Annotated in this window: 23 protein-coding genes and 1 tRNA gene; 9 read left to right on the top strand and 15 right to left on the bottom strand. The window is 39.3% G+C overall.

Annotated elements, in window-relative coordinates:
* Nucleotides 1-8 precede the first annotated feature (8 nt).
* Genes PHC76_RS02040 through PHC76_RS02020 form a run of 5 tightly spaced genes read right to left on the bottom strand, consistent with a single transcriptional unit; the run spans nucleotide 9 to nucleotide 4,530 of the window.
* Complete coding sequence (locus tag PHC76_RS02040; protein WP_300209759.1) at nucleotides 9-1,094, bottom strand: nickel-dependent hydrogenase large subunit; 1,086 nt, start codon at nucleotides 1,092-1,094, stop codon at nucleotides 9-11.
* Nucleotides 1,091-1,435 carry an NADH-quinone oxidoreductase subunit C gene (locus PHC76_RS02035; RefSeq protein ID WP_300209757.1) on the bottom strand — a complete coding sequence of 115 codons (345 nt, stop codon included), beginning with the start codon at nucleotides 1,433-1,435 and terminating at the stop codon, nucleotides 1,091-1,093. The genes PHC76_RS02040 and PHC76_RS02035 overlap by 4 nt, the downstream gene beginning before the upstream one ends.
* Complete coding sequence (gene nuoB, locus PHC76_RS02030; RefSeq protein ID WP_300209755.1) at nucleotides 1,422-1,952, bottom strand: NADH-quinone oxidoreductase subunit NuoB; 531 nt, start codon at nucleotides 1,950-1,952, stop codon at nucleotides 1,422-1,424. The genes PHC76_RS02035 and nuoB overlap by 14 nt, the downstream gene beginning before the upstream one ends.
* Entirely contained in the window at nucleotides 1,949-2,767 is an 819-nt protein-coding gene (locus PHC76_RS02025) for a complex I subunit 1 family protein (protein WP_300209754.1), read from the bottom strand. Before PHC76_RS02025 ends, nuoB begins: the two co-directional genes overlap by 4 nt.
* Nucleotides 2,764-4,530 (bottom strand): proton-conducting transporter membrane subunit, encoded by a 1,767-nt coding sequence (locus PHC76_RS02020; protein WP_299975192.1) that lies wholly within the window; start codon nucleotides 4,528-4,530, stop codon nucleotides 2,764-2,766. Before PHC76_RS02020 ends, PHC76_RS02025 begins: the two co-directional genes overlap by 4 nt.
* A gap of 181 nt (nucleotides 4,531-4,711) precedes the next feature.
* Here PHC76_RS02020 and PHC76_RS02015 point away from each other — a divergent pair, with 181 nt between their 5' ends.
* Complete coding sequence (locus tag PHC76_RS02015; RefSeq protein ID WP_299975189.1) at nucleotides 4,712-5,917, top strand: hypothetical protein; 1,206 nt, start codon at nucleotides 4,712-4,714, stop codon at nucleotides 5,915-5,917.
* Here PHC76_RS02015 and PHC76_RS02010 read toward each other — a convergent pair.
* From PHC76_RS02010 to PHC76_RS02000, 3 genes are all read right to left on the bottom strand, one after another.
* A complete protein-coding gene (locus PHC76_RS02010; protein ID WP_299975186.1) occupies nucleotides 5,914-6,624 on the bottom strand; it encodes a hypothetical protein in 711 nt (236 codons plus the stop codon). The two genes, PHC76_RS02015 and PHC76_RS02010, sit on opposite strands and share 4 nt — an antisense overlap.
* A gap of 57 nt (nucleotides 6,625-6,681) precedes the next feature.
* Complete coding sequence (locus PHC76_RS02005; protein ID WP_300209753.1) at nucleotides 6,682-8,826, bottom strand: hypothetical protein; 2,145 nt, start codon at nucleotides 8,824-8,826, stop codon at nucleotides 6,682-6,684.
* A gap of 165 nt (nucleotides 8,827-8,991) precedes the next feature.
* Nucleotides 8,992-9,588 (bottom strand): porin family protein, encoded by a 597-nt coding sequence (locus PHC76_RS02000; protein ID WP_299975180.1) that lies wholly within the window; start codon nucleotides 9,586-9,588, stop codon nucleotides 8,992-8,994.
* A gap of 471 nt (nucleotides 9,589-10,059) precedes the next feature.
* Here PHC76_RS02000 and PHC76_RS01995 point away from each other — a divergent pair, with 471 nt between their 5' ends.
* The 3 genes from PHC76_RS01995 (at nucleotide 10,060) to PHC76_RS01985 (ending at nucleotide 11,806) form a co-directional block, all read left to right on the top strand.
* Nucleotides 10,060-10,413: a hypothetical protein gene (locus PHC76_RS01995; protein WP_299975177.1), complete on the top strand. Its 354-nt coding sequence runs from the start codon at nucleotides 10,060-10,062 to the stop codon at nucleotides 10,411-10,413.
* Nucleotides 10,413-10,760 carry a hypothetical protein gene (locus PHC76_RS01990; protein ID WP_299975174.1) on the top strand — a complete coding sequence of 116 codons (348 nt, stop codon included), beginning with the start codon at nucleotides 10,413-10,415 and terminating at the stop codon, nucleotides 10,758-10,760. The genes PHC76_RS01995 and PHC76_RS01990 overlap by 1 nt, the downstream gene beginning before the upstream one ends.
* Nucleotides 10,761-11,326: 566 nt before the next feature.
* A complete protein-coding gene (locus tag PHC76_RS01985; protein ID WP_300209751.1) occupies nucleotides 11,327-11,806 on the top strand; it encodes a hypothetical protein in 480 nt (159 codons plus the stop codon).
* Nucleotides 11,807-12,006: 200 nt separating this feature from the next.
* On the opposite strand, the gene PHC76_RS14900 is transcribed toward PHC76_RS01985, so the two are convergent.
* From PHC76_RS14900 to PHC76_RS01965, 4 genes are all read right to left on the bottom strand, one after another.
* Nucleotides 12,007-12,270, bottom strand: a complete 264-nt coding sequence (locus PHC76_RS14900; RefSeq protein WP_366519973.1) for a type II toxin-antitoxin system RelE/ParE family toxin — start codon at nucleotides 12,268-12,270, stop codon at nucleotides 12,007-12,009.
* A gap of 27 nt (nucleotides 12,271-12,297) precedes the next feature.
* Nucleotides 12,298-12,504, bottom strand: coding sequence for a hypothetical protein (locus PHC76_RS01975; protein ID WP_299974033.1), 207 nt, complete (start codon nucleotides 12,502-12,504; stop codon nucleotides 12,298-12,300).
* Between the two features lie 383 nt (nucleotides 12,505-12,887).
* Nucleotides 12,888-14,516 carry a hypothetical protein gene (locus tag PHC76_RS01970; protein WP_299974032.1) on the bottom strand — a complete coding sequence of 543 codons (1,629 nt, stop codon included), beginning with the start codon at nucleotides 14,514-14,516 and terminating at the stop codon, nucleotides 12,888-12,890.
* A 316-nt stretch (nucleotides 14,517-14,832) separates the two neighbouring features.
* Nucleotides 14,833-14,909 (bottom strand) — tRNA-Met (locus tag PHC76_RS01965).
* A 198-nt stretch (nucleotides 14,910-15,107) separates the two neighbouring features.
* Between PHC76_RS01965 and groES the strand changes: the two genes are divergently transcribed.
* Both groES and groL read left to right on the top strand, forming a co-directional pair.
* Nucleotides 15,108-15,368, top strand: coding sequence for a co-chaperone GroES (gene groES, locus PHC76_RS01960; RefSeq protein WP_299974029.1), 261 nt, complete (start codon nucleotides 15,108-15,110; stop codon nucleotides 15,366-15,368).
* Between the two features lie 26 nt (nucleotides 15,369-15,394).
* The gene (gene groL / locus PHC76_RS01955; protein WP_299974027.1) at nucleotides 15,395-17,026 is read left to right on the top strand and encodes a chaperonin GroEL; all 1,632 of its coding nucleotides are present in this window, start codon (nucleotides 15,395-15,397) and stop codon (nucleotides 17,024-17,026) included.
* 85 nt (nucleotides 17,027-17,111) lie between these two features.
* On the opposite strand, the gene PHC76_RS01950 is transcribed toward groL, so the two are convergent.
* Nucleotides 17,112-19,175, bottom strand: a complete 2,064-nt coding sequence (locus tag PHC76_RS01950) for a GGDEF and EAL domain-containing protein (RefSeq protein WP_299974025.1) — start codon at nucleotides 19,173-19,175, stop codon at nucleotides 17,112-17,114.
* 188 nt (nucleotides 19,176-19,363) lie between these two features.
* Here PHC76_RS01950 and PHC76_RS01945 point away from each other — a divergent pair, with 188 nt between their 5' ends.
* A complete protein-coding gene (locus PHC76_RS01945; protein WP_299974022.1) occupies nucleotides 19,364-19,537 on the top strand; it encodes a hypothetical protein in 174 nt (57 codons plus the stop codon).
* Here PHC76_RS01945 and PHC76_RS01940 read toward each other — a convergent pair.
* A complete protein-coding gene (locus tag PHC76_RS01940) occupies nucleotides 19,534-24,279 on the bottom strand; it encodes a PAS domain S-box protein (RefSeq protein ID WP_300209749.1) in 4,746 nt (1,581 codons plus the stop codon). The genes PHC76_RS01945 and PHC76_RS01940 overlap by 4 nt on opposite strands.
* Nucleotides 24,280-24,282: 3 nt before the next feature.
* Nucleotides 24,283-24,984 carry a response regulator transcription factor gene (locus tag PHC76_RS01935; RefSeq protein ID WP_299974018.1) on the bottom strand — a complete coding sequence of 234 codons (702 nt, stop codon included), beginning with the start codon at nucleotides 24,982-24,984 and terminating at the stop codon, nucleotides 24,283-24,285.
* A 171-nt stretch (nucleotides 24,985-25,155) separates the two neighbouring features.
* Here PHC76_RS01935 and PHC76_RS01930 point away from each other — a divergent pair, with 171 nt between their 5' ends.
* Nucleotides 25,156-25,653, top strand: a complete 498-nt coding sequence (locus PHC76_RS01930; protein WP_299974015.1) for a hypothetical protein — start codon at nucleotides 25,156-25,158, stop codon at nucleotides 25,651-25,653.
* Between the two features lie 88 nt (nucleotides 25,654-25,741).
* On the top strand, nucleotides 25,742-25,999 hold the full coding sequence (locus tag PHC76_RS01925; protein ID WP_299974013.1) for a hypothetical protein: 258 nt from the start codon (nucleotides 25,742-25,744) through the stop codon (nucleotides 25,997-25,999).
* The last annotated feature ends 48 nt before the right edge of the window (nucleotides 26,000-26,047 follow it).

Below are 26,047 nucleotides of genomic sequence, written 5' to 3'. Positions count from 1 at the left end.
TGAACCTCCTACTTCGCCGTACACGACATACACGGATCGAACGAGGCGAGGATAGCGGGAGCATCGGCATACTCAGCGCCTTTAAAGACCTCCATCATCGCCGGAATCGCCGAAAAGGTCGGAGTTTTGATCCGAACACGATCCAGCATATTTTGACCGCTCCCCCGCACCAGATAAAAGAGCTCACCGCGCGGCGCTTCGACGCGAACCACCGCTTCGCCGCTGGGTTTCCCTTTTGCCTTCTCTTGGATCTCTCCTACTGGGAGGTTATTCACAATATTTTGGCACATTTCTATCGAATTAACGATCTCTCGAAGGCGGATGAAGTTACGGGCATGGATGTCTCCGCTAGATTCAAGAATCATTTTATACCCGATATCTTCATAAGGAAAATCACTCGTCTCAGCGCGGACATCGGTTGCCAATCCCGCCGCACGAGCCAACGGTCCCAGAGCATTGTAGATGTACGCATCTTCCAGACTCAGCACCCCTACCCCTTTGTATTTGAGCGAGAGCGACCAGTTATTGTCAAACATTCCGATCAGCGTATCAATTTTATTTGATAGTAATCCGAGGTTTTTATGGATCAGTGCCACCAATTCGGGAGTCAAATCACGGTTCACTCCGCCGATGGAGATATAATCAAACTGGACACGATTCCCGCTAATCGCCTCTTGAACGTCCATAATCAGTTCCCGATCCCCCATAATCTGCATAAAGAGGGCTTCAAATCCTGCATTCTCCGCCGTATGGGCGAGACAGAGCATGTGGGAGTGGATACGATCCAGCTCCACCATCAACATCCGCAGATATTTAATCCGATCATTTGCAACATAGCCCAATAGTTTTTCGACGGCTAACGTATACGAGAGCGAATGGGTAATAGCGCAAAGACCACAAACACGGGCGACAACATACCCCACCTGTTTAAACTCAAAACTACGAGTACATGCCAGCTCCACCCCGCGATGGACAAACCCAACATCGGCATCTACCCCGATGATTTTTTCGTTCTCGCACTCAAACTTAAACCGTATCGGCTCCAATAGAGAAATATGCTGTGACCCCAGAGGGATTTGGATCGTTTTTTTCATGATTCCCCCCTAAGCGGATGCGGCAATGAATCCTCATCGAGATAAAGTCCACTCACCGCACCTTCCACTTTCAGCCCGAACATATCAACAATTTCCCTCTCTCCCATAAATGCGGAGGGGATCAGAGTGACAATCGAGGGGACAGGGGTTTCATAATCGCTCAGGGCATAATAAATCACCACTTCATCTTTAACCCCATATTGTGAGAAAATCCATTGGAGCTCGATCTTCCCTTCCCCCAAATCGATCCCGTTAACACTTAGAAAATGCCATTTTTTCGCTTCGTAAAACGCTCCGATGTCGCTCAACAGCGTCGTGAGTGTCGTTTCAATCTTTCGCATGAGGTTCCACCTTTGTTGCCATGTTGAGGCGGCTGAGTTTATTATGTATCGTCTCTATTGCACCGAAGAGTTTGAACGGCTTTTCGATCTCTTTACTTTTCGCTTCGAGCACTTCCAGAGCTTTAACTATCGCATCGATAATGAGTTGCGGCGATGCGGCACATCCGGGGACATAGACATCGACGGGGATATAACGATCGATCCCGTCTTCGACGTTGTACATCCCCCGAAACACACCCCCCGTCGCCGTACACGATCCCACCGCCACGACCACTTTTGGTTCAGGGATTTGGGAGTAGAGCTCGACGAGACGCTCGCGGGAACGGTAGGTCACCGGACCCGTCACGAGGAAAATATCGGACTGTTTCGGATTTCCCGTGTTAATCACCCCGAAACGTTCCAGATCGTATTTGGGGGCGAGGGAGGCGAGGATTTCGATGTCACAGCCGTTGCAACTCCCCGCATTGTAGTGCAATACCCACGGTGATTTTTTCCGAAAAGGGGTAAAGAATTTCATAGGAGCACCCCCGTGAGATTGAGTATTGCCAAGCCCATTGCAACCGTATAGATGATTTTTACCATCTGCGCAGGTCTCACACGGACGGTCGCATTATCGACGAGATTGACGAGCAAAAAGACCCCCGCGACCAATACTGCACCTAGCCAATGCGACTCGCCGCCGAAAAGGTAAACAAAACTGTAGATAAAGATATATTCGAGAAACCGCGACATATACAAAAACTCGTAAAATACCCCGCTGTACTCGATCTCGACCCCACCGACAATCTCCTGATGCGCTTCACCGACATCGAACGGCGATTTTTTCACTTTGATCGGGATAATCATCAACAATGCGGCAAACAACAGCGGCAACTGGCTCAGGTAACCGCCAGATTTGAGGATCTGTGAAACCTCGAAACTTCCGCTCACCAGATACAGCCCCACCGCCACCAAAATCAGTATCGGCTCATACGCCACCACCATCAGCAATTCTCGGTTCGCTCCTACATGCGAATAGGCGGAGCGTACGCTGTATCCCGCTAAAATGAGGAGAAGTTGGGCGAAAAGGTGGAGAAAAATGATATAGAGGAGATTCCATCCCAAAAAGATCGCCGCGACACTGAACCACAAGACGAAAAAATGGGCGAGTGCGAGGAGAGCATGAGGAGCGTGGACGATCAATGTCCGTTTATCGAGAAGTTTGAACATATCGTAAAACGGTTGCAAGAACGGAGGGCCCTGCCGTCGCTGCATCCGAGCCCGTAATACCCTCTCTCCCCCATAGACCAATCCTCCTAAAATCGGAGCCAAAGCTATCCATACCCAAATCATGACAACGCTCCTACCATCGCTACGGCGACAAAGAGAATTCCGAAACCCCAATAAAGAAGCAACTGAACTTTGTTAGAGGGTTCATAATAAACTAACGCCGCATCAAACGGCTCTTTTTCACCGCAATGATACGGCTGTGAACGGTCATACCGATCCATCCGACGAATCAAGGAGGGGAGAGCAAAAACAAAGAGCATCGGCAACGCCAACAGTACGACAAAAATATTGTGTTGCATCATAATGTAGCCGAGCGCCCCGATCACAATGAAAATACTCAACAACACCAACGGCACATTAAAACCACTCGGGATCGCAATCGCTTCGGAGGCTTCAACATCGCAAGGGGCAGAGAGAAGTGCCGACGCCACTTTAAAATAGAGAAGTACCATCAAAGCGCTTCCGACGATCAGTGAGAGGAGGATGATCAGATTGGAGGGGTGTTCTTTGAGCAGTGAGGCGATAGAGCTGATCGCAAAGAGTTTCCCCATAAACAGACCGAACGGCGGGAGGGTCAACGAGACAAATCCAAAGAGGATAAATCCGACGGTTTTGGGCGAACGGGTCACCATCCCTTTCATATCCTCAATATCTTTGGCGTGATGAAGACGCTCCAACACCCCTGCAGAGAGAAACAGCAACGCTTTAGAGAGGGCATGAAAAAGCATCAACGCCATCGCGAGGTTCATACTCTCCTCACTCCCGATAGCCGCCAATGACATCATCAATCCCAACAACGCCACGGTGGAATATCCCAAAATCTCTTTGAGCACCGAGCGTGAGAGTGCCAAATACGAAGCGCTCACGAACACCAACGCCCCGATAATCGAGATAATCCCTCCGACCATACTCACCGCCAACGCAGGGGCAAGCTTGAGGATCAGATAGGGGGCGATTTTAACCATTGCCGCCGAATGGAGCATTGCGCTCACGGGTGTGGGTGCCACCATCGCCCCAAGCAACCACCCCTCGAACGGAATCGAAGCCCCCTTCACCAAAGCCGCCATCGAGAGAAGTGCGATAGAAAACAACACCATCCCCCCTGAACTTTGTAATAATGTATCGAACATGACTGTCTTAAACCCGATGATAGCCACCAAAGCTCCCAGTAAAATCACCACTCCGCCGATCTGATTCATCCAGAGGGCTTTGAGGGCATTGGCACGACTCACTTCATCATTTCTAAAGGCTATCAACAGATACGATGCGAGTGTCGTCATCTCGAACAAGAAAAAGAAGAGGAGGATAGAGTTAGCGATGACGATGAGATTCATCACCGAGAGAAACACCAGCATCCCCCCGACAAAAAGACGCTTTTTGAGAGGAGACGTCGGTTCATCCTCCATATATTTGACCGAATAGAGGACGATAATCCCCCCCACTCCATTGATAATCAAAAACATAAATGCAGATAGATTATTGACGACAATCTCTGCCGATCCCGCCTCTGGAGCAATAGACTCGATATATCCATACAATACCAACTGTACCGCTGCAAGCGCCATCACTTTTGAATGATGAAAGAGTTTACCTTGATAAAAGAAGAAAAGAAGCAGTACGACATCAGCAGCAACAATCGCACCATTTATCGTATGAGAAAGGTGAAACGATAATACCTCAACACGATTAAATAGGGATAAAGAGACCACACTGAGAATAAACAAAGTTATCACGGCAATAGTATATTGAACCCTTTTTTCAGGGAATAAGAGTAAAAGCAATGATGCCAAAATCGGCAATCCAATAAGTGTTAATACCATCTCCATCTGTGACCCTTTAGGAACGGTTATCCAGTGATTATATCACATTAAAAACTAAAAAATGTTACAAAATCGATTATTTTTTACTAAAAAACACACTATCGAAAAACCTTATGATTTATTCTTGAAAATCATTATAAAAATACGCTACACTTCATAATATCTATAACATAAAGCCAATAAAAATATGACTAAAAGACCAACTTTAGCACGTCAGCCTATTCTTAATGGGGATGAAACGATTTTCGGATATGAGTTTTATTATCGGGATGAAGAGGGAAAATGTAGTTTTGATGACCCCCGTCGTGCTACCAGTTCCGTGTTAGTCAATCTACTGAATCAAATCGGGACCAAGTCGAGTATCGGTGATCATTTGGCATTTATTAATACCGATGGTCCACTGCTCCTCACCGATATTATCCGTACCCTACCCAAAGATAAATTTGTCTTTGAGCTGACCGAAGATATGCGCCATACGGCTCAAATACACGAAGCGATCCGCTATTATCACTCCATCGGATACCGTTTTGCACTCGACAACGCCTCTTTCAACCCTGATTATTTTGAAAGATTTGCCCCCATTTTTGAATGTATGGAGTTCGCCAAATTTGATGTTAATCAAACCGATATTGAACAGTTAAACTCTCGCCCAAACCCTTATGGACAGATGAAACTCATTGCTCAACGGATCGAATTTTTGGAAGTTTTTGAAGCCTATCGAATGTTAGGTTTTCACTATTTTCAAGGATTTTATTTCGCCAAATCCCATCTCATTACCCACAACCATATTGATCCGAAAAACGGTGATGTCCTCTCCCTCTTCTCACTTTTACAAAGCGATGCCTCATTCGAAGAAATTTATAACTCCTTCAAACAGCAGTGTGCATTATCGTTGCAACTCATCCAGTTTTTAACCTCAACAACACCCCAACATCTTGATAAAGCCTCATCAGTAAAAGAGATGATAGAGAGAATGGGGAAAAATGCATTTATGCAATGGTTATTACTCATTATCTATTCCAAATCAGGGACAAGCTCTACAGGTGAAGTCAACGAATGTACTCTGTTATCTCAAAAACGGGTAAATTTAGTACTCAAACTACTTACCTTAGCATCCCCAAATGCCAATCCTTCCCTTATCGAAAGCGCACGCTTGGTTGCTTTGTATTCACTACTTGAAAATTTACTCAATATTCCAATAGAACAAATCATACACGATCTTCACCCTAGCGATGAGATCAAAGATGCTCTACTCGTCTCATCGGGTATACTTGGCAGAGTGTATAGTGCAACAATAAAACTTGAGAATGGTGATATTACCACCGCTTCATTATTACTAAAATCGTATGGTGTTACGCATGAACAATTAGAGATGATTATCCCTAACCGTTAGTTAGTCGCATTTTTCCATGACTTACAATTATCCATGGTTGAACCATAATAAAAAGTACTCTCTTCGCCATTAGGAGACTTCATCTCTATTTTTGCTCTATTATCATCCATATATACCGTTACTACTGTCTCAGAATCATTCATAATAGTACGAAAACTATCGAAGTAGCCACTCATATTTTTCGCCACATACCCTTTTGTAATAGGTTTTTGGCTCATCGTAGCATTAAACAGTTCTAATGTCGGATAACATTTATCTTCTTTTTCATTATATATCCACTGAAAATCTTTTAAACCATCTCTCATGTAATCGAGTTGCATATCATTACTACTCACCAACGCTTGATGCGCTAAATCTTTTTCATTCCACACGGTACAGCTATCTTTATCCGAGAAAAAGATGATATTGATATCATCGTCATTCACTTTTCCTTTACAAAAGATATCAACACTTTTTTCTTCTTTATTCTCAAAAGCTTTACATTTGCCTTTATACGCTTTTTCAAAATCCTTGACCATAAATGTTAAAGCATCATCTTGATTTTTAAATGTTTTGTCGTAGCTATTTTCAACCAGTACTTGTGAATATTCGCATGTATCAGTATCCCTATTGATATAGTATTTCAATTTATCATGGCTTACTTTAGAAATCTCACCGGCATTTATCGCTATAGCCATTGTGACAATACTCAATACTACTCTCTTCATCTCTGTCCCTCATAATGATTTATGACACATAGTATAGAAAAGTTTATATTTTTACGTTTAAATTGCGACAGAGAGTTCTTTCATCCAGAGCGTTCCTTGTAGTGATCGAATTCTCACAATATGCAATCCTTTTGAAATCGTCACACTAAGTGATGAACTAACATGAGCCTGACCATCGACGAACCCCTGAAGTGTCCATATACCTGCTGATATACCGTCTATAAGAATTTCTATCTGAGCACCTTGTGGGGGATCATAATTGACAAGCGAGACGCGATAAACTTTTGTTTCTGCACTGCGAACAGGAATAAGTGCAAATTCGCCATGTGTAGTATCGGTTCTTGGACTTAGACGATACGCCATACCATCGTACCCCCATCCTGCCTCACTATCCATTATAATTGATTTATCCATGTCATGAAGGCTGATTGTAGCAGGCAAAAGAGTACCCAACGTGGGAGCCGATTTTGGGGCATAACGTATAAACTGTGTCGCCTGAAGTTTAGTTGTATTAGTATCTGAAACTAATGATGGTGTTACATCATTGACAAAACTCCATGGAATGGAACTGCTATAAACGTAGTAGACAAATAATTGACCACCATTTCCTTCAAAAATTCGGTGGGCATCAATCATTCGTTCTTTCATTCTTGTATCTGCATTGTACAAAGCGGATAGGGTTGAGTTTCCATCAGTTCCTCCTAATGCACTTCCACCAGGTTCTGGCCCCCCCTCATAAGCGACATTCGCCAATCCAAATCCTCGTGTCCATGTAGCATCAATAGCAACCATTTTTGCAAAATCATCCGTTGGAAGCCCATCAAAATACCCTTTCATTGTAGCTTGAGATGAACTTGACGGAGAGACATTTGAATCGTAGTAAGCCGCTCCACCACCTCCCCACCACAATTCATTAACAGTTCGAAGAGTATCGTTATAGGGAGCATTGTTGCGAATCTTTCCATAAAATCCCTCTGCCCACTTAAGCTCCTCACTCAAATATGCATTCCCGTTACTCGCTTGAGCAGAGAGGATGGGACGTACCGTATTCATCATCGCTTTATCGCCAAAAGTCCTTCTAAAGGTTAAACTGATCACGGAGGAACGATACGCTATCCAACGGCGAAGTGCCAGATATTGATCATCCGTAACGGTACCGTCATAATTTATGGGATGATTTAACTGAGCGCGAGCTACATCAGCAAAATCGCGAGCCCAATAAAATCCACTAAATCCCGGTCCAGGATTCCAAAGCTCATTTCCATATTCAACATAAACACGTATCCCCTCTTTTAAAGGTGGGTAGATAGGATTTTGTTGCACTGATGTATAAGGATTTATCCCATCTGATCCATAACGTAAAAGTTGAGAAAGCTTAGTGATGTAGTCATCATTTGCTCGAGTAGGAACATTAATCCATAGATCATTACCCGTTTCATTTGCCAAGAGAACCATTAACTCCCAAGGTTGTTCACGACCACTTATCGGTCGTCCCAAGTGTCGCATCGTTGTCCGTTCTGACCAATTCACCGAATCATTTTCATTGGTAGAAATAAACTCCATACATCGAATTAAATGGAACGATTTCATTGCCCTAAGAAACTCTTTGGTAAAAATAACTGAACCATCTGTTGGATAGCTCGAACGCCATAAATGGATATCCGTAACACCACTATGAAATGCAGATGTTGATGTACGACGAGTGTTGCTAAAATTAATATACGAATTATTAGTAATAACGCTTGGGATTACAACATCAGCTGTTGTAAGATTGTGTGTTGCATCATAAACAAGATTTGTAATATAAGGGCTTGCTTCACCATCTATCTCAGGAGTACCGGAGACATAAAGCTCAGCTTCTCCTTTAAAGACAAGCTTATACGTCCCGATTGCAACTCTTCGTGATGAAAAAATGAGATTAAAATCCTGTGTAGGAGCTCCATCGACATCTGCTCCTACATCGTATCCCCATTCGCTAGATCGAAACTCAGATTCAAAAACCATGTCAACCATGGCATTTGCACCGTCCCAATAACTCAATTGACTAATATTAATGCCGATATACGGGGTGCTACTGTTTATATCAATACGATCTATACTGACAACACTATCAGAAGTTGACGAATTATCAGAAGAGCCACATGATGACAATATCAAAACTATACTAAAGATACTGATTAGGAAGGAAATTGAGGCTCTCATTATATACCCTTAACATATTTGAATCCAAATAATTTAAATAAGTTTAGCATATATTTTAAATAATGTATTTGATTTGATTTGGTTTTCCACAATTAATCAAATTAGTACACCCTCCCAAAGCAATGATTGGACAGCTTTGAGAGTTTTATTGAGAAAAGTTAATGACTAGAATTTGTACTGAAGACCAATATAACCAAGACCTAGGACTTGGGTATATGTTTCACTTGTAGAACCAGTATCCAATGATGCAACATATGCATCAGCAACATACGCTACACGAACCCCTAACCCATGTAAAAAATCCGGTTCGTACTGAAGTCCAAGCCCATAATGAAATGAAACCGCTGAATCACTTAATTTACTTGCATAGTAAGGGAGGTTTTTCCAGTTCGCTTTAAGATAACCTAATCCCGCAACAACATAAGGACGAAGCTGACCATCTAAAAATGAGTAGCCGACATTAGCAGCAAAATTCATATTTTTCGGCTCTTGAGAAAATCCATTGCTTCCGTTAGCAAATTTACCATAATCGATATAAGATGCTTCGATTCCAACTATATTGTTAAACTGATATCCCAAATAACCGATAGTTCCCGAATCATCTGTATTTGCTTTACTGGTCACATCAAGAGCTTTAGTAAAACCATCATCACTATAACTCGTATTTCCTACACCCGCTCCAACATAAAATCCAGATGAATTTTCACCGGCAAACGCCAATACAGATGTTAATAACACGATACCTGAAACGATTTTTTTCACAATGCAACCTTTGTAATTATATTTAATAATAATGTTACAAAATATTCACTTAGAGCTTTCTTGCAATCTAGTAAGGAATATTGGAGAAGTATTATGGCTATAAAACGGGGGTCATTCCACTGCCTACGTTCACAGCGGGATTTGAAGTTACCTTTAACATAACATTCATTATATGAAAACTGACCTCTTACGAGTTAAGTTTACCGTGTATGGCACACGTCATATAATGTGATGTTGATGTTAACCATCGCTTTTTTGTCCATCTGATGTTAATCGCTCAAACGCCACTAGGCTTTTATTGGTCGTACTTTCCATGGTATAGTATTTTGTTACGGACTGTAATGCGAGCAATAACCAATTAATGTTTTTAGGTTTAAAAGTCACAAATTAAGTTGAAATACTATAAACTTATTAATATATGTTACATATCAAAAGAAGTGATTTCTGTAATGAAATAAAGGATTGCATATTATGAAAAAAATGTTAAAACCGCAAGCTCTTATTCCTGTAATAGGTTTATTTTTACTGACTGGATGCTCATCGCATCAAGTAAAAATCGAGCAAGCTCCACCCGCAAAATATGAAACTCTAGGAAAAGCGGAAGGCTCTGCAAGTGGTTCACTTGGATTGCTTGGCACTGCATATTATTTTATTCCAATGGGAATAAACTCACGTAATGAGCGTGCATATGAAAATGCTCTAGAAAGCGTCCCTGGTGCTACTGGCTTAATGAATGTCACCTATCAAGAAAATTGGTTTTGGTGGGGTATTGGAACAGCTCGTACCGTTACAATCACAGGCGATGCAATCAAGGAGGTAAAATAATGAATCAGCTAAAGACATTTTTGAATATTTCAGCTATGGTAATTTTTGGTATTTGGTTAAGTGGATGTGTAGGCAAGCCAATTACCTTTAAAAGCGTTGATCCAAAGAGCTATGAAGACGTAAAAGATAAAGGGCGAACCATCACAGGTAAATCAAGTGGATTTCAACTTCTATGGCTTATTCCAGCAGGTATCAATGGACGTCATGAAAGTGCGTATGACGAGTTAATGGAAGAGGCAAAAGGTGATTATGTTACTGATATTACCATTCAAGAATCTTGGTCGTACGCTTTTATCGGGACTGTGTACACAACAACCATTACAGCTACCGCTTATCCTAAAAAGTAAAAGGGGAAACATATGACTTTATTAGACAATATATCAAGATGGGTGTCTTTTTTGGAGGTGCCAACTTGGAGTTAATAGACGAAGCTGAGGGCAAAAAAATTGTTTCCGAACTGGAAATGGCTACAAAAGGGCTTTGTAGCAAATAATACAAAAAGATGTTTAGTAAGATTTTCAATTCTGCATTCCCGCTCTACAGAGTGGGAAGATTGAAGCACAAATAAGTACGAGACTCAAAAACCAATCACACAACTTCGTATTGTCTAAATCATATTCGTCGTCTGTAGGGCTTATATGGAGCGTTCAGTGACTATCAGAACCACTGACTTGCAGAAGAGTTACCCTTTCACTCATTCTGTCATATTTTTCCTCTCATCGATCCGATCTCACTACAATGTTACATGTGTATAAACGCCATAAATGCCTGAATTTTTTGACTGAAATTTAGATACAATTCAACAAATAGAACTTGACTATGTACTTAAGTAAATGCTAAATATAAGTGATTTACATAGTTTTAACACCTTATCAAAACTTCAATGTGCATAGCCTAACAAACTTGGAATAAAATGAAAAATAGTAATGAAAAAAATCAAAAACCTAATCTTAATGTATTTTCTCGTGAATACTTATCTAGGAGTAAGCTTTCTTATTTTCTAACTTCACCGTTTATACTTATGATGATAATTCCCGCCGTATTTGCTGATATTTTAGCTAGTATCTTCCAAGCAATCAATTTTACTATATATGAAATTCCCAAAGTAAAACGAAGTGAATATGTTGTTGTTGATAGACATCATTTGAAATACTTAAATTTTATGGAGAAGTTTTATTGCATTTATTGTGGATATGTAAATGGAGTTATACAATATACTGCAGCAATAGGTGCAAGAACAGAAGAGTTTTGGTGTCCAATTAAGCATAATAGAGAGATGAAGCATGAGCATTCTAGATACGGTAATTATCTTGAATATGGTGATTCAGAATCGTACCATGCAAAACGTAAAAAGATAAGACTTCAAATGAAAAAAGATTTAAAAGACAAGTGACTTATACAACATGCATTTTAAGTTTCGACGAAAAATAAAGAATAAAGAAACCAAGGAACTCAAAGCACGGCTCAAAAAAGAAAAGAAGTAGCATTTCCGCTACTCTACAGCCGCAATAATCAATCACACCATCGGTATCCTCTAATCCATATTCGTTCTCTGTAGGGGCTTATATGGTGCGTACAGCGGCGATTTCACTCCTATCTGCTTATAGAACCACTGCTCCACAACAATCTTCTACAATTCAGGATATGGATCATTTGGATGCTAATGATGGGCTGTGGTTGGGCTTGAATGAACAAAATCACTATATTATCCCCATCGATCAAATAAGGGATAGTATAGCCTTGGTGTATTAGCTCTCGGTTTCCATCATCGTTTAACCGTCCTTTGCGGGGGTTATCGGTTAACGTCTCGATGTAGGCTTTAACTTTAGCTAAAATTCTTTGGCGGCTTTGCTTCACGGTTAAACTGTGGGTCGTAAACGATCTTCACGCCTTTATTTGTCTCTCAATGCTCTCCCACATTTCGTTATGCGGTACAGTCTCCATATCTCCGGCACGGTATTGATCCGCGCGGCGTTTCACCTCATCGGCATACCATGGGCGTGAAGATTCTACTTCTACGGCATCTTTGGGTAGCGTTTTTAAAAACGCCATGACTTGATCGGCAAAGCTATCTTTGACAGTAATGGTCATTCTTACCCCCTAACTTGCTTGATACGATATTGTACTACTCTAATAAGTAACTGATATTACTCACCTATTGCACTTTTGTAAAATTTACATGTGAAATGCTATTTTTGGAAGTGAGGCTTTAGCCTCGCCTAGTTGCTTTATGATGGAAATTACAAAGCAAGCAAAGCTTTTGGCGGGGCTAAAGCCCCACTTCCTATGAGGTGCGTAAGGTTACGGTTAACAGATTATGGTTCATTTATTGTAATTCAGCTTGCCTCTGTTTTCAAAAAATGAAGATTGAATACCTGACCCCTATTTTGCAGTATTTACATCTTTTCAAAATCATCAATAAAAAATAGCCAATTACTTGGCTATTTTAACCTGTCCCTTTTATTAAATACTTTTTATTCTGTAGCCACTTCAATATTTTTTTCAGAATGCAGAACTTCAATCAAATCAGGAAGAGATTTTGTGATACTTTTTACGAACGATTCACGCCCACTATAAAATATTTCTAAAAGGCTCTCTTGTTTAATTTGTTGCAAAAAAACTATCTGGTTTTTATTGAATATAAGCTTATCGTTATCTTTTTCTTTTAGACTTGCAAAATTGATTGTTTCAAGTTGAGGACCATTGTTGTGTATGGCGTTTTGTTGGATAGACCATAAAACAGAAAAGATTTTAACTATCTCATCTTCACTCAAGAAAGCACTACATTCCTCTTCAAGGATTTTTGCAGCACTATCAAAGGCACTTTTAAGTGCATCTCCAACAAAAGCGAACCGAATCTTATCGATTTCATCGTATGTGTAATTACACAAAAGACCGTAAGCATCTTTCACGTCTTTCTGAAAAATAACTTCTAAATCTTTACTGATAAATCGCATGCCGCTATAATCATTCAATAATCGCTTTATATGTTCCTTCGCTGACTTTTTGGTAACATATTTTTTCCATTCGTCTATCTTTATTGGGATTGATGATACGGCAATAAAATAAGCAAAAATATACATTTCGGCATTTTCGTTTGCGATAGTCCCTGAAGTATCTTTATTGAATTTACTATATTCTTCAAAAGAATAATATTCACTGACAATACGTTCCAATTCAATATTACTTAGACCAAGGAAACGAACGCACCAATCTGCCAATCGTCCTGCATCTTGGGTTGATACTCCCGAAAGAAGAAGAGAGCGTTTGACTGCTGCTATCGTGTTCTGAACAGTATAATTCGCTTCTTGTTCAGTTGGTATAGATTCTGATAGAATTTTTTTCGGGTTGAAACGTTTTAAGGATAGTTTCCGTCCTTTAGCCAACTGTTCATACCATTCAATATTTGACTCTGTATACCGAGATAAGCGTTCTTTAAAATTATCATTCTTGAGATATTTTACTTTAAAAGGAGGAATGTTAGCTAAATACATAAACCGATCTAATGCAACAATGATTTGTTTACGTTTCTCATTTTTTGATGGTATTACACAGAGTACAACTTCTTCTTCGCCATCAAGTATTACTAGATTTTCTTTGAATGGAAATCTAGTATAAAATGCTTCATATCCTTCTTTGGTAACATCAAAAAACTCTATATGGAGATCTTTAAATTCTTCGACACATATACTAGCTAAACGATCATAAGTTGTAAATCCATATTTAGTGAGTGTTTCCATTGGATTCCCATCTGGATTTGTATAATCATGAACTTTCATGACATATTCAAACATTCCATCACCCATTTGTTCACGTATAGCATCCATAAAGCGGTCAAAATATTCATTGCCGGATGTTCTTGCTGGCATAGTGATATTTTTATTACGTTGACTTTTAGTTTCAGTTTTACCTAGTAAAGCTTGTGCAGTATTATAGTTTTCATATCCAAACGCTTTTGAGACGACATGTAATAATGAGACATGAGGAATATGCACATTGTGGTCTGATAGCGGAGTCTTTAATGATTTGGCAAGGTTTCGGATCTGTATGATCGACTCTGGAAATAGTTTTTCAGGCGTGCAGGTTGCTATCCCGTGCTTCATTGTTTATTCCTTTGAATGTTTATGTAGCGAAAACTGCATCTATGTGCATGTTAAAAGTGTTCTTCCATTCACCTTCTTGTTTTCGCGAAAACGCTCAAAGCAACAAAAGTGAAACTAACCGAAATATCAATCTAAATCAGGTTGTATAAAAATAAATCAGGTTTACCATACTTTCAAAATGAAAGCGGAAGAGGTAGGCGGACTGTCGGCCTTAAAGAAATTATAACATAAATTATAAAGTGCCACGACAATAGGGTCTATCTGTAATGGATGGTGAGATTTTATGAAGTTTTGAATATGTGATTTTAAAGAAAGATGGTGGCGGGGGGGGGACTCGAACCCCCGACCTCCGGCTTATGAGACCAGCGCTCTAACCAGCTGAGCTACCCAGCCATCTTTATGTTTGGAAGAGTGGAATTATAGTAGAGCATTGCTTATTAAAAGCTAAAAGTAAAACAAACATAAACACAACATTTAATATGTATAATACAAGCTCATATTAATTGAGTCATAGTGACTAAGAGTATTGACAATTAACCCAAACTCGTGTACAATCCCGAGCATATAAACATCATATTAAAGGGAAATGTAATGAATTTTCAACCACTTGGAAAACGAGTCTTGGTTCAACGTCTCGAAGAATCATCAACAACTGCATCAGGTATCATTATTCCTGATAATGCTAAAGAAAAACCTTCTCAAGGGACTGTTGTTGCGGTAAGCGATAAAGTTAGCAATGTAGAGGTTGGTAATGTCGTTGTTTTCGGTAAGTATTCAGGAACCGAATTAACACTTGAAGGTAAAACCTATTTGGTTATTACTACAAGTGATTTACTCGGAATTATTAAATAATTATCTATTATTAAGGAAATATAAACATGGCAAAAGAAATCCATTTTTCAGATGATGCTCGTAATAAACTCGCTGCAGGGGTACAAAAGCTCACTGACGCGGTAAAAGTAACGATGGGACCACGCGGACGAAATGTCCTTATACAACGCAGTTATGGCGCACCGCTTATTACCAAAGACGGTGTATCGGTTGCCAAAGAGGTAGAACTCAAAGATGTTTTGGAAAATATGGGGGCTCAACTCGTTAAAGAGGTTGCTTCCAACACAGCAGACGAAGCGGGAGATGGTACGACTACGGCAACTATCCTTGCAAATGCAATTTTTCGTGAAGGTCTTCGCAATATCACGGCAGGGGCAAATCCTATCGAAGTAAAACGGGGTATGGATAAAGCTACTGAAGCGATTTTGACAGAGCTTAAAACGGCTTCACGCATCATCAACGATAAAAAAGAGATCGCACAAGTGGCAACCATCTCTGCAAACTCCGATGAGCGTATCGGTGCGATGATCGCTGAAGCGATGGATAAAGTGGGTCGTGATGGTGTTATCACCGTTGAAGAAGCCAAAGGGATCAACGACGAACTCGACGTGGTCGAGGGGATGCAGTTTGACCGTGGTTACCTCAGCCCGTATTTTATCAACAACTCAGAAAAAATGACCGTTGAACTCGATCATCCGTTTATCTTGTTGTTCGATCAAAAAATCTCGAATCTCAAAGATTTGCTTCCTGTATTGGAACAAGTACAAAAAACATCACGCCCTCTTCTCATTATCGCAGAAGATGTCGATGGTGAAGCGTTGGCAACATTGGTTGTTAACAAATTACGCGGTGTACTCAACATCACAGCGGTTAAAGCTCCCGGATTCGGTGATCGTCGTAAAGCGATGCTCCAAGATATCGCTATTTTGACCCGTGCTCAACTGATTTCAGAAGAGATTGGACGAACACTCGACAGTGCAACTATCGCTGATCTGGGTCAAGCGTCACGTGTAGTCATCAACAAAGACAACACCACTATCGTAGATGGTGCAGGTGATAAAGCAATGGTTGAGATGCGTATCAAAGAGATTCGTACCCAAATCGAAGCAACCACCAGCGAATACGATAAAGAGAAACTTCAAGAGCGTTTGGCAAAACTTGCCGGCGGTGTTGCGGTTATCAAAGTCGGTGCGGCAACCGAAACCGAAATGAAAGAGAAAAAAGACCGCGTAGACGATGCGCTCTCAGCGACCAAAGCGGCAGTTGAAGAGGGGATCGTTATCGGTGGCGGTGCGGCATTAATCCGTGCGGCGGCAAAAGTGAAGCATGACCTCAGCGGCGATCAAAAAATCGGATGGGAGATTATCCTCCGTGCGATTACTGCTCCTGTGAAACAAATCGCTGAAAATGCGGGATACGATGCGGGTGTTGTCGTTAACACTATCGTTAGTGCAACCAATGAGAATATCGGATTCAATGCCGCTACGGGTGAATACGTCGATATGTTTGAAGCAGGAATCATCGATCCACTCAAAGTGGAGCGTGTAGCATTGACCAATGCAACGTCGGTATCGAGTATGCTTCTCACTACCGAAGCAACAATCCATGAGATTAAAGAAGATAAACCTATGCCGGATATGAGCGGTATGGGTGGAGGCATGCCTGGAATGGGTATGTAAAAACGTCCTCTATGGACGTTTTTAGGTCTAAAAGTAAAAGTGCCGAACGAAGTGAGTAGTGAGACTTAGCTTAAAAGATAAATTTTTATCTTTGCGCTACATACTCTTCAAATGCTTTAGCATCCATCGGTTTAGCAAAATAATACCCCTGCACCTCATCACACCCATAACGTTCCAATATATCTAATACCTCTTTAACTTCTACACCCTCTGCAATCGTTTTAAGATTAAGATTTTTTGCCATTTGAATAATGGTATTGACGATAGCTGCATCTTCTTGATCTTGGACGATATCTCGAACAAATGACTGGTCAATCTTGAGCTTATCAACAGCAAAACGTTTGAGATATGCAAGAGACGAATATCCCGTACCAAAATCATCGATAGAGAATTGAATCCCCAAAGCTTTTAGATTATGGACAGTTTCAAGGGTACTCTCAATATCTTGCATCATAATTGATTCTGTGAGTTCTAACTCTAAAAATTTAGGATTTAATCCTGAATTAATAAGTGCTTTAATGATGACCGATTCGAGATTACCACGTCTAAATTGAACGGCAGAAATATTAACAGCCACACTAATTTCTATCCCATTTTGATGCCAAAGAGCTGCTTGAGTACACGCCTCTTCAATAACCCACTGACCGATTTGGACGATTTGACCGCTGGATTCAGCAATCGGAATAAAACTCATCGGAGATATCATCCCTAATTGGGGATGATTCCAACGGATAAGGGCTTCAACACCCATAATACGTTTACTACTTAACTCGATTTGTGGCTGATAATGGAGAATGAATTCTTCTCGTTTCAATGCCGTTTTCAGATCGTTTACAAGTTTGAATTGCCCAATCATATTATGATTCATTTGCTGAGTATAAAAACAATATCCGTTTTTTCCCTGCTCTTTCGCTTTGTACATTGCGGTATCGGCACTTTGAAGAAGTACTTCAAAACTTTCCCCATGATCAGGATAAAGAGATATCCCAACCGAAGCAGACAAAGATAAAAAATGGTTATGAACATGAAAAGATTCTTCAAAAACATGGAGAAGTTTTTCGGAAATATTTATCACTTCACCCACATCTTTGATATCAGAGCAAATCAATAAAAATTCATCTCCCCCTTGGCGACTGAGGATATCGTTTATCCCTGTCACTTCCATCAAACGCGAAGCGACCATTTTAAGTACCAAATCTCCTAATGAATGCCCCAAAGAATCATTGATCGACTTAAAACCATCGAGGTCGATAAAGAGAATAGCAACTTTATTATCTAGCGATTTCCCTTTTTCAATAATCTTTTCGGTATGCATTTTTGCTAAAGCGAGATTCGGTAATCCCGTTAGAGCATCATGATGTGCCATATGTTCGATTTTTTTTTGAATATTTTTTTGCTCGGTGATATCTTGTACCGTTCCAATGCTACGAATCGGATTTCCATCCTCATCATAGATGGTTTTACCCCGTTCTTGAACATATTTAATCCGTCCATCGTTCATCAAAAGGCGGTGAACGATATCATAAGGTACTTTGTTTTTTACAGACTCGTCAAAAATTGTTTCGAGTCTCTTACGATCTTCGGGATAGATAGTGTTAATATACTCTTCATACGACGCGTGTGATACTGTTTGTTCTATCTCAAAAATACGGTACATCTCATCTGAAAATGTGAGACTTAAATCAGGAAACAAATATTCCCAACTCCCAATTTTTGCAATTTTTTGGGCTTCTTTCAGACGAGCTTCATTGTATTTTATTTCATCTTCCATCTGTTTACGTTCAGTGATATCTTGAAGATTAACAATTCGTTGTTTAATACTCCCCGATTCATCTTTTATCACCGTAATATGAACCGAAACATATACCGGTAAGCCATCTTTACGTATATGGGTAGCTTCAAATACGATATCGTTTATTCCACATGATAAACTGTGCTCAAATTCATTTAATCGTAACATACATTCAGGGGCAAAAACTTCATTGGAATAGGTCCCGATCAGCTCATGAGGTTCATAGCCATGAATATGAGCAAATGCCGGATTCACCATCTCTAAACGATTATTCTCAGCATTGCAAATTGTAATCCCTACTTTAGCATTATCGAAAATATATTTTAATTTTTCTAAATTTTGTTCTTCTACAGACATAAAAAAACTCTATAGTTCATCATATAAACTATTCCTCTAATTTAAACTTAATCCTTGTAATCATATCAATATTTAAGTCACGAAACGGTCATATATATTCTCTGCTATAAGACCATTATATGACCGATTTAACAGTAAAATAATTTTCAGTATAGTATTTTAAATACACAAAATAGATGGAGTCTATTATGAGTAATGAAAACAGTGATGAAACTATTTGTAAAGCATTTAATCAAATATTTACCACAATAAAATCTTTACAAAAAATCGAAAATCGTATAAAAAATCAAAACATCAGTGCATTGAAAAAGTGTAAAATAGAGATAGAATCTCTTCTTTCTAAAGAAAAAGTTTTGCCCTAATGGATACTTTTAGTTAAAGATACTCCATAACGGATATTTTCATATTCAAAGTAAGTCATTGTAACCAGCACATCAATAATACAATCCTCTTTTGTTTTGTGCTTAGTCTCGAATGTTACTGTTTTTTCCCTATCAACACTACTCTCAATAACGCTTAATTGTTCTTTGGACAAATAAACGTCCACCTCATAGATTTTCATAGAGAGTAGCTCATCTTTTGTATAGCCTAGCATTGTACATGAAGCATCATTGGCATAGATTATCGAACTATTGTCATCTATGACGTAAATAGCATCATTGGCATTGTTGAGTGCAATTTCAAGGAGTTTAAGCCGTTTTTCCGCTTCAATCCGGACCGTTATATCACGTCCAATCACCATGACACTGATAACATTGTGGTCATTATCAAATTCTGGAATAATCCGCTGATTTCCCCAACGTTTCTCACCCCATGTAGTGAGGTACTCCCCTTCATATTCAATTTCAGTTCCCGTACGAACTACCATGTTAAAAAGCTGTTCGAACTTTTCTATATCAGGGAGTGGGGAGAATTTATGTGGAGTTTTGCCTAAAATTTCCTCTAATGGTTTCCCTAATAGATATTGCATCATCGGATTGACATAGGTACGGCACATTTGTAAATCATAACGGCTGATAACATCTGGGGAATTCTCTACAATAGCACGAAAAGTTTCTTCTCTTTCTCTTAAAATATGCTCTATTTTTTTTCGTTCGTCAATCTCATATTGCATAGTCATAAGCACATTTTGAAGCTGAGCGGTCCGGATTTGGACATTGTTTTCCAGTGAAGCATTAAGTTCTTGAATAGTCTTTTCTGCTTGTTTTCGTTTGGTGATATCCATGTTAAAACAGGTAAGTCCAATAATCTCGTTACTCTCTGAGTAGATAGGGGCGTAATATATTTGCCAGTAATGACGTGAGAGGCCTTCATCCCCGTATTCCTCTTCAGCTATAAAACTCTCTCCTGCTAATGCTCGATCAAAGCTTCGTTTTGCAACATCACTATCAGCATTAGAACCTATCACGTCAAACATATCCATATCGATAGCGATCTCTTTGCCGAACATCGTACGTATTACATAAGCATGTTTGGAATCAAAGGCAATATAGCGATAGTGTGTATCAAGAGCAAAAGTGATCACATCAGGAGAACTCTCTAAGATAGCGTGGAGGAGATTTCTATTTGATTGCAGTTTGTCTTCGATTTGTTTGCGTTCGGTAATATTCCTGATAGTCCCTATGAGATACTCTTTTCCATCCCTGCCGACAAACATCGATTTGACGGTTTCAATATGGTGTGTAGTACCATCAGTGGCGGTGAAGGACTCTTCGTTGTGATTGCTTTCGCCTGATTGAAAAACAAGCTCGTCTTTTTCCCAAAAAACATCAGCTTCTTCTTTCGGGAAAAAATCATAATCGGATTTTCCAATTAACAATTCCCGCGATTGACCGATTAATTCACAAAAAGCTTTATTTAACAATACCCAAATATGTTCTTTATTTTTGACAAAAATAGAATCGGGAACGGAGTCGATTAATTGATTTAGAAATGCATACGAATCAGATAGTTTTTCTTCCAACTGTTTGCGTACTGTGATGTCTTGCACCGTCCCTATCGAATACAGCTGTATGCCATCATGGTCATATACATGTTCACAGCTCTCGATAACATATTTAATTCTACCGTCACGCATAACAATCCGGTGCTCTATCTTGTAGGGGAGCTTCGTATTCAAGGATTCTAAATACGGTGCTTGTACCATCTCCCGATCCTCAGGATGAACGCACTCGTAGAAAGCTTTATGGAGATCATCTATATGCTCTTTATCAAACTCAAATATCCTATAGGTTTCATCCGACCATGTGAGGATATCATTACGTATATCCAAATACCAGCTACCCGTATGAGAGACACGTTGAGCATCGATGAGAAATTTACGCTCTTTTTCTAGTAAGGCTTCCAACTTTTTGCGTTCAGTAATATCGTGTACGTACCCATACCAAATAATTCCACCTTCTGGATGCAATTCTGGTTTTGTATGACTCTCCATCCATCGGATCCCTCTAGTTGGATGAATAATGCGGTATTCTTCATGCCAAATACTCATTGACTGAGCTGATTCAAGGATTGATGTATGTATTCGTTCGGTATCCTCTGGATGATTTAGAGCCATTAGGAGTGTCGCATCTTCTCTCACATCGTGAGGGTTTAATCCAAAAAGTTCTATAATATTAGGGGAAACATATGGCATACTAAATGAACCGTCAGAACGGAGATGAAATGCGCCCATCATTCCAGGTGATGAATCAGCTAAAGCTCGAAGTTCTCGTTCTCTAGCAACCAATGATTTGTGTGTATGTTTTTGCTCCGTAATATCTTCAAGAAGAACAAGCACATAGTTGACACTGCGATCATCATTTCGAACACAACTTACGGCAAGTTTTGTATACACGATAGTTCCATCTTTACGATAGAAACGTTTTTCGAGCATATAATCATCAATTTCACCCTTTAATAGTTGCCCAAAAAGTTCCAAATCAGCAACAATATCATCAGGATACGTTAACTCAACACAGGTGTGCCCATCGAGCTCTTCATGTGTATAGCCAAGCATCTCTTGTAGCTTTTGATTTGTTTGTAACCATTTTTTATCCGATGAGACAATCGCCATACCAACAAGTTGTCGCTCAAAGAAAAGACGCATACGCTCATTATCTTTTTGCTGTTCAAGAAGCTTGCGTTCAGTAATGTCTCGTGCGACAGCAAGGCTGTATTCGGTCCCATTATATTCAAAGTAATTTGAACTTACCTCGATGGGATAGATACTACCATCTTTTCTTTTATGTTGTGTCGGTGTAAGTGTTGTTCCAAGCCTTTTAATATCTTTCCAATGCTCTTTCCAAAATGCAGTAGATACATTAGGATCAATATCGCTAACACTCATAGAAAAAAGTTCCTCTTTGGTATAGCCTAAAGCACTACAAGCTCCCTCATTGACATAGTGGAACATGGAATTTTCATCAATCAGATATACCGCTTCGTTGATAGTATTAAGGGCAAACTCTTTGAGGAGAAGCTCTTCCCGCGCTTTTTTCTGTTTTGTAATGTCCCTAGTAGCGGCAAATGAATACGTCACGCCATCGTGCTCGAAGAAGCTAGCAACAATTTCTACATCCAATATTCGCCCATCTTTTGTACGATGTTGCCTCTCCACTCGATAAGTTATATGCTGTTCAACATTATCTTTAATGGCGTTGATATGTTCTTCCGTTACGTCAGAATCGATATCTGAAAGGGTCATTACTGCAAATTCCTGATGACTATACCCTAACATCTTACATGCCCCGTCGTTAACCTGAATAAAGCGATCCCTTATCATGATATAGGTCGCTTCATTCGTATTGTTAAAGGCTTTGTTAATGAGTAAAAGATCTCTTTCAGCCGCTTTTTTCTCACTCAAATCCCATATATTTTCCATATGGTAGAGGATTTCCCCCTCTTCGTCTTTGATAATAATAAGCTCAACTGATACGGGAAACGTAGAACCATCTTTGCGTTTATGTACCGCTTCAAAAGTAATATACCCTTTTACAAATGCCTCTTTTTGAAGATTTTCGAACATTGGAAGCGACTCAGGGGTAAAAAGTTCAGAGACACTCAACGTTTTAAATTCAGCAGCAGTGTATCCGTATAGTTTTTGAAATGCAGCATTTGTTAGCTCGAATGTATTACTAGTCCCTACATGAATAGCTATGGCCCAGTGCGCTTGTTTGAAGATATCTGCCCATTTTTTGAGGGCTTTTTCAACCTCTTCGAGTTCGATGATTTTATGGGAGAGTTGATTGATCCGCTCTAAGGTTAATTGCTCATCGACAGTAATGATATTATTATGGTGCTCACTATATTCTTCATAGGGGAGTTCTATTGTAAAACATGCGCCTCTCTTTTTATTTTTAACTGTTATCTTCCCACCGAAACGATTCTCGATGATATTTTTTGTCATAAAGAGCCCCAATCCTGAACCGCTCTCTTTGGTCGTAATATGAAGATCAAAAACCATATCAATCGGCTTGATACGGATTCCTCCAGCATTATCGGACACGATAATAATAGATGTTTTTTCCTTCTCTAATACCTGAACACTAATCGTAGGATTTACAATTTTTTCATCATCAAAAGCATCTTTAGCATTGAGAATTAGGTTCAGAATCGCGTGGGTGAATTCGTTGGCATTTCCCCGAATAGTTGGGTTAACTTCCAATTCAAACTTCAGTACGATATTACTATTTTTAAACGAATATTCGGTAATTTTTCGTACCTTTTCGAGCTCTTCAGAGATGATAAAACTCATCTTATCATCCCCTCTCTGGGCTAAAAAACTGTAAAAAGTATCGATTGTTTCTGCTAAATGCTGAAGAAGTTTAAAACTGGTTTCGACAGAGTTTAAAAGTTTCTCTTTAGAAATTTCCCCCTGAAAAATGAGCGCAGCTTTAATTCCGTTTTGAATCGTTCCGATAGCATTTAACGGTTGCTTCCACTGATGAGCGATATTTCCAAGCGTCTCTCCCATCGAGGTATAGCGCGATTTTAAAAAAAGAACTTTTTCATCTTCTTTCGTATCTTGCAACAGTCGATGATGCTCTTTTTGAAGTACTATTAGCTTATAGCTAAGGATAACAACCAAAGATGATGTCAGCCCTAATAAGATTAGAAGCAACATCTTTTAGCTCAAAACTTCACTATTATAAAGTCTGTACCCTATTCCGCGAACAGAAACAATAATATCTGCGCCTAGTTTTTTACGTAATCTCAAAATAATATTTTTTATAGCTGAATCACACATTGGGTCAAACGGCCAAAGGGCTTTTCCTATCTCGTCTTTAGTAATTGTTTTATAACGGTCCTTTAAAAGTAACAACAATAGCTCTTGCTCTTTTATTCCCAAAACGACAACTTTCCCATTCTGATAGAGCTCTTTTGTGGCAAAGTTATAATAAAGATGGTTACTTAACACTATAAGCCCTTCATCTTTATAAGTACGCTGAATCGCTTTGGTAATTGTCGACGTAAGCTTTTCAAGCTCTACCGGTTTAACAAGATAACCATCAATCGAAAGATTTGCCGCACTCAAAAGTAACTCTTGCTCGGCAAAACTGGTCATCAAAATAATGGGAAGTTTATAATTATGTTGACGTATTCTTCGAATAAGGCTTAATCCATCTTTTTTCGGCATTTTAATATCAGTGATGAGTATATCCGGGGATGTATCTTCATAAAGATAGTAAGCTTCTTCTCCATCACTGGCGACATATACTTTGGCAAATAGCATCTCTAATATTTCTGTCATTTGAATACGAGTGATCGTATCATCTTCAGCATAAAGGACACTTTTTTCTCTGAGCATTTGTAGATCAGATTGCATCATGACAGCGCTCCTAAAAGTTAATATATTATAAATACAGCAATACTTAAATTATTTAACTCAATTTTACCATTTTATTCCACATAAATTAATCACAATGAAAAAATTGCAACAATTCACACACAATCATCTCCTAAAATTAGATAATCATTTCTATGTAAGGGGAATAAAACAATGTGTAAACCTCAATTCACAAACTATGGTCTTATCATAAAACAACAACTTTTAAACGAAATGCATTGTGCAACCACCGCACATAAACGTTTAAATCGACGCATTAAACATATGGCGGATAATTTACCTGTGGATGTAACAACCATTCCACAGGATTTGAATAATTCAGAATTTTCAAAATGGTTTTTTGGTCGCTCTGTACAGTTTAAAAAGTTTCCTGAGTTAAAAAAATATGTCTTAAACATTGAACTTTTCTACAATGAACTTCAACCAATTTATCAAGAAATTCATTCCACATATACCAAAGAGATAAAATCTTCCTATTTAAAAACACTTTTAGGACTTAATCCTTCGGTCATTACAAAAAAAGATCAGCAAAAAATACAACAACTTTTTAGCCGTTTCGAACAACTTTCTGATTCAATAATTACCGCACTTAATACCCTTGAGGGTCATATTGCTATCCATCCAAACGAAAAGCTTCTTGTTTTTATCTAACATAAAACTTTTCATAAATACAAACCCTTGACATTCGTGGTAAAACAGACTATCTTCTTTTCCACTCTTTACCACGCAAGGAACTTTTATGAATCCTATCTTTGGAGATATTATCGGCATCATCGGCGTTTTTATTATCGTTGTAGCCTATATTTTAATGCAAGTCGATCGAATGAATCCAAAAGGATTCTCGTTTTCACTTTTAAACACACTTGGTGCAATCATGATCCTTATATCGTTATTCTATTCATGGAACCTTGCTTCTTTTATAATGGAAGCTATCTGGTTTACCCTCAGTCTCTATGGAACTCTAAAAGCTTATCGCACCATCAAACACTCACGATAATATTTTTTAATATTCTATAAGGATTTATCTTATAGAATAAACAAATAC

Origin of the sequence: Sulfuricurvum sp. (assembly GCF_028710345.1) — a bacterium.
GTDB lineage: Bacteria > Campylobacterota > Campylobacteria > Campylobacterales > Sulfurimonadaceae > Sulfuricurvum.
Note: the sequence above shows the minus strand (reverse complement) of the source record. Positions and strands in the feature narration are given on the sequence as shown.

Coding starts and splice junctions, on each gene's coding strand:
- PHC76_RS02040 (WP_300209759.1), bottom strand. CDS start 1,094: ATGAAAAAAACGATCCAAATCCCTCTGGGGTCACAGCATATTTCTCTA.
- PHC76_RS02035 (WP_300209757.1), bottom strand. CDS start 1,435: ATGCGAAAGATTGAAACGACACTCACGACGCTGTTGAGCGACATCGGA.
- nuoB (WP_300209755.1), bottom strand. CDS start 1,952: ATGAAATTCTTTACCCCTTTTCGGAAAAAATCACCGTGGGTATTGCAC.
- PHC76_RS02025 (WP_300209754.1), bottom strand. CDS start 2,767: ATGATTTGGGTATGGATAGCTTTGGCTCCGATTTTAGGAGGATTGGTC.
- PHC76_RS02020 (WP_299975192.1), bottom strand. CDS start 4,530: ATGGAGATGGTATTAACACTTATTGGATTGCCGATTTTGGCATCATTG.
- PHC76_RS02015 (WP_299975189.1), top strand. CDS start 4,712: ATGACTAAAAGACCAACTTTAGCACGTCAGCCTATTCTTAATGGGGAT.
- PHC76_RS02010 (WP_299975186.1), bottom strand. CDS start 6,624: ATGAAGAGAGTAGTATTGAGTATTGTCACAATGGCTATAGCGATAAAT.
- PHC76_RS02005 (WP_300209753.1), bottom strand. CDS start 8,826: ATGAGAGCCTCAATTTCCTTCCTAATCAGTATCTTTAGTATAGTTTTG.
- PHC76_RS01995 (WP_299975177.1), top strand. CDS start 10,060: ATGAAAAAAATGTTAAAACCGCAAGCTCTTATTCCTGTAATAGGTTTA.
- PHC76_RS01990 (WP_299975174.1), top strand. CDS start 10,413: ATGAATCAGCTAAAGACATTTTTGAATATTTCAGCTATGGTAATTTTT.
- PHC76_RS01985 (WP_300209751.1), top strand. CDS start 11,327: ATGAAAAATAGTAATGAAAAAAATCAAAAACCTAATCTTAATGTATTT.
- PHC76_RS01975 (WP_299974033.1), bottom strand. CDS start 12,504: ATGACCATTACTGTCAAAGATAGCTTTGCCGATCAAGTCATGGCGTTT.
- PHC76_RS01970 (WP_299974032.1), bottom strand. CDS start 14,516: ATGAAGCACGGGATAGCAACCTGCACGCCTGAAAAACTATTTCCAGAG.
- groES (WP_299974029.1), top strand. CDS start 15,108: ATGAATTTTCAACCACTTGGAAAACGAGTCTTGGTTCAACGTCTCGAA.
- groL (WP_299974027.1), top strand. CDS start 15,395: ATGGCAAAAGAAATCCATTTTTCAGATGATGCTCGTAATAAACTCGCT.
- PHC76_RS01950 (WP_299974025.1), bottom strand. CDS start 19,175: ATGTCTGTAGAAGAACAAAATTTAGAAAAATTAAAATATATTTTCGAT.
- PHC76_RS01945 (WP_299974022.1), top strand. CDS start 19,364: ATGAGTAATGAAAACAGTGATGAAACTATTTGTAAAGCATTTAATCAA.
- PHC76_RS01940 (WP_300209749.1), bottom strand. CDS start 24,279: ATGTTGCTTCTAATCTTATTAGGGCTGACATCATCTTTGGTTGTTATC.
- PHC76_RS01935 (WP_299974018.1), bottom strand. CDS start 24,984: ATGATGCAATCTGATCTACAAATGCTCAGAGAAAAAAGTGTCCTTTAT.
- PHC76_RS01930 (WP_299974015.1), top strand. CDS start 25,156: ATGTGTAAACCTCAATTCACAAACTATGGTCTTATCATAAAACAACAA.
- PHC76_RS01925 (WP_299974013.1), top strand. CDS start 25,742: ATGAATCCTATCTTTGGAGATATTATCGGCATCATCGGCGTTTTTATT.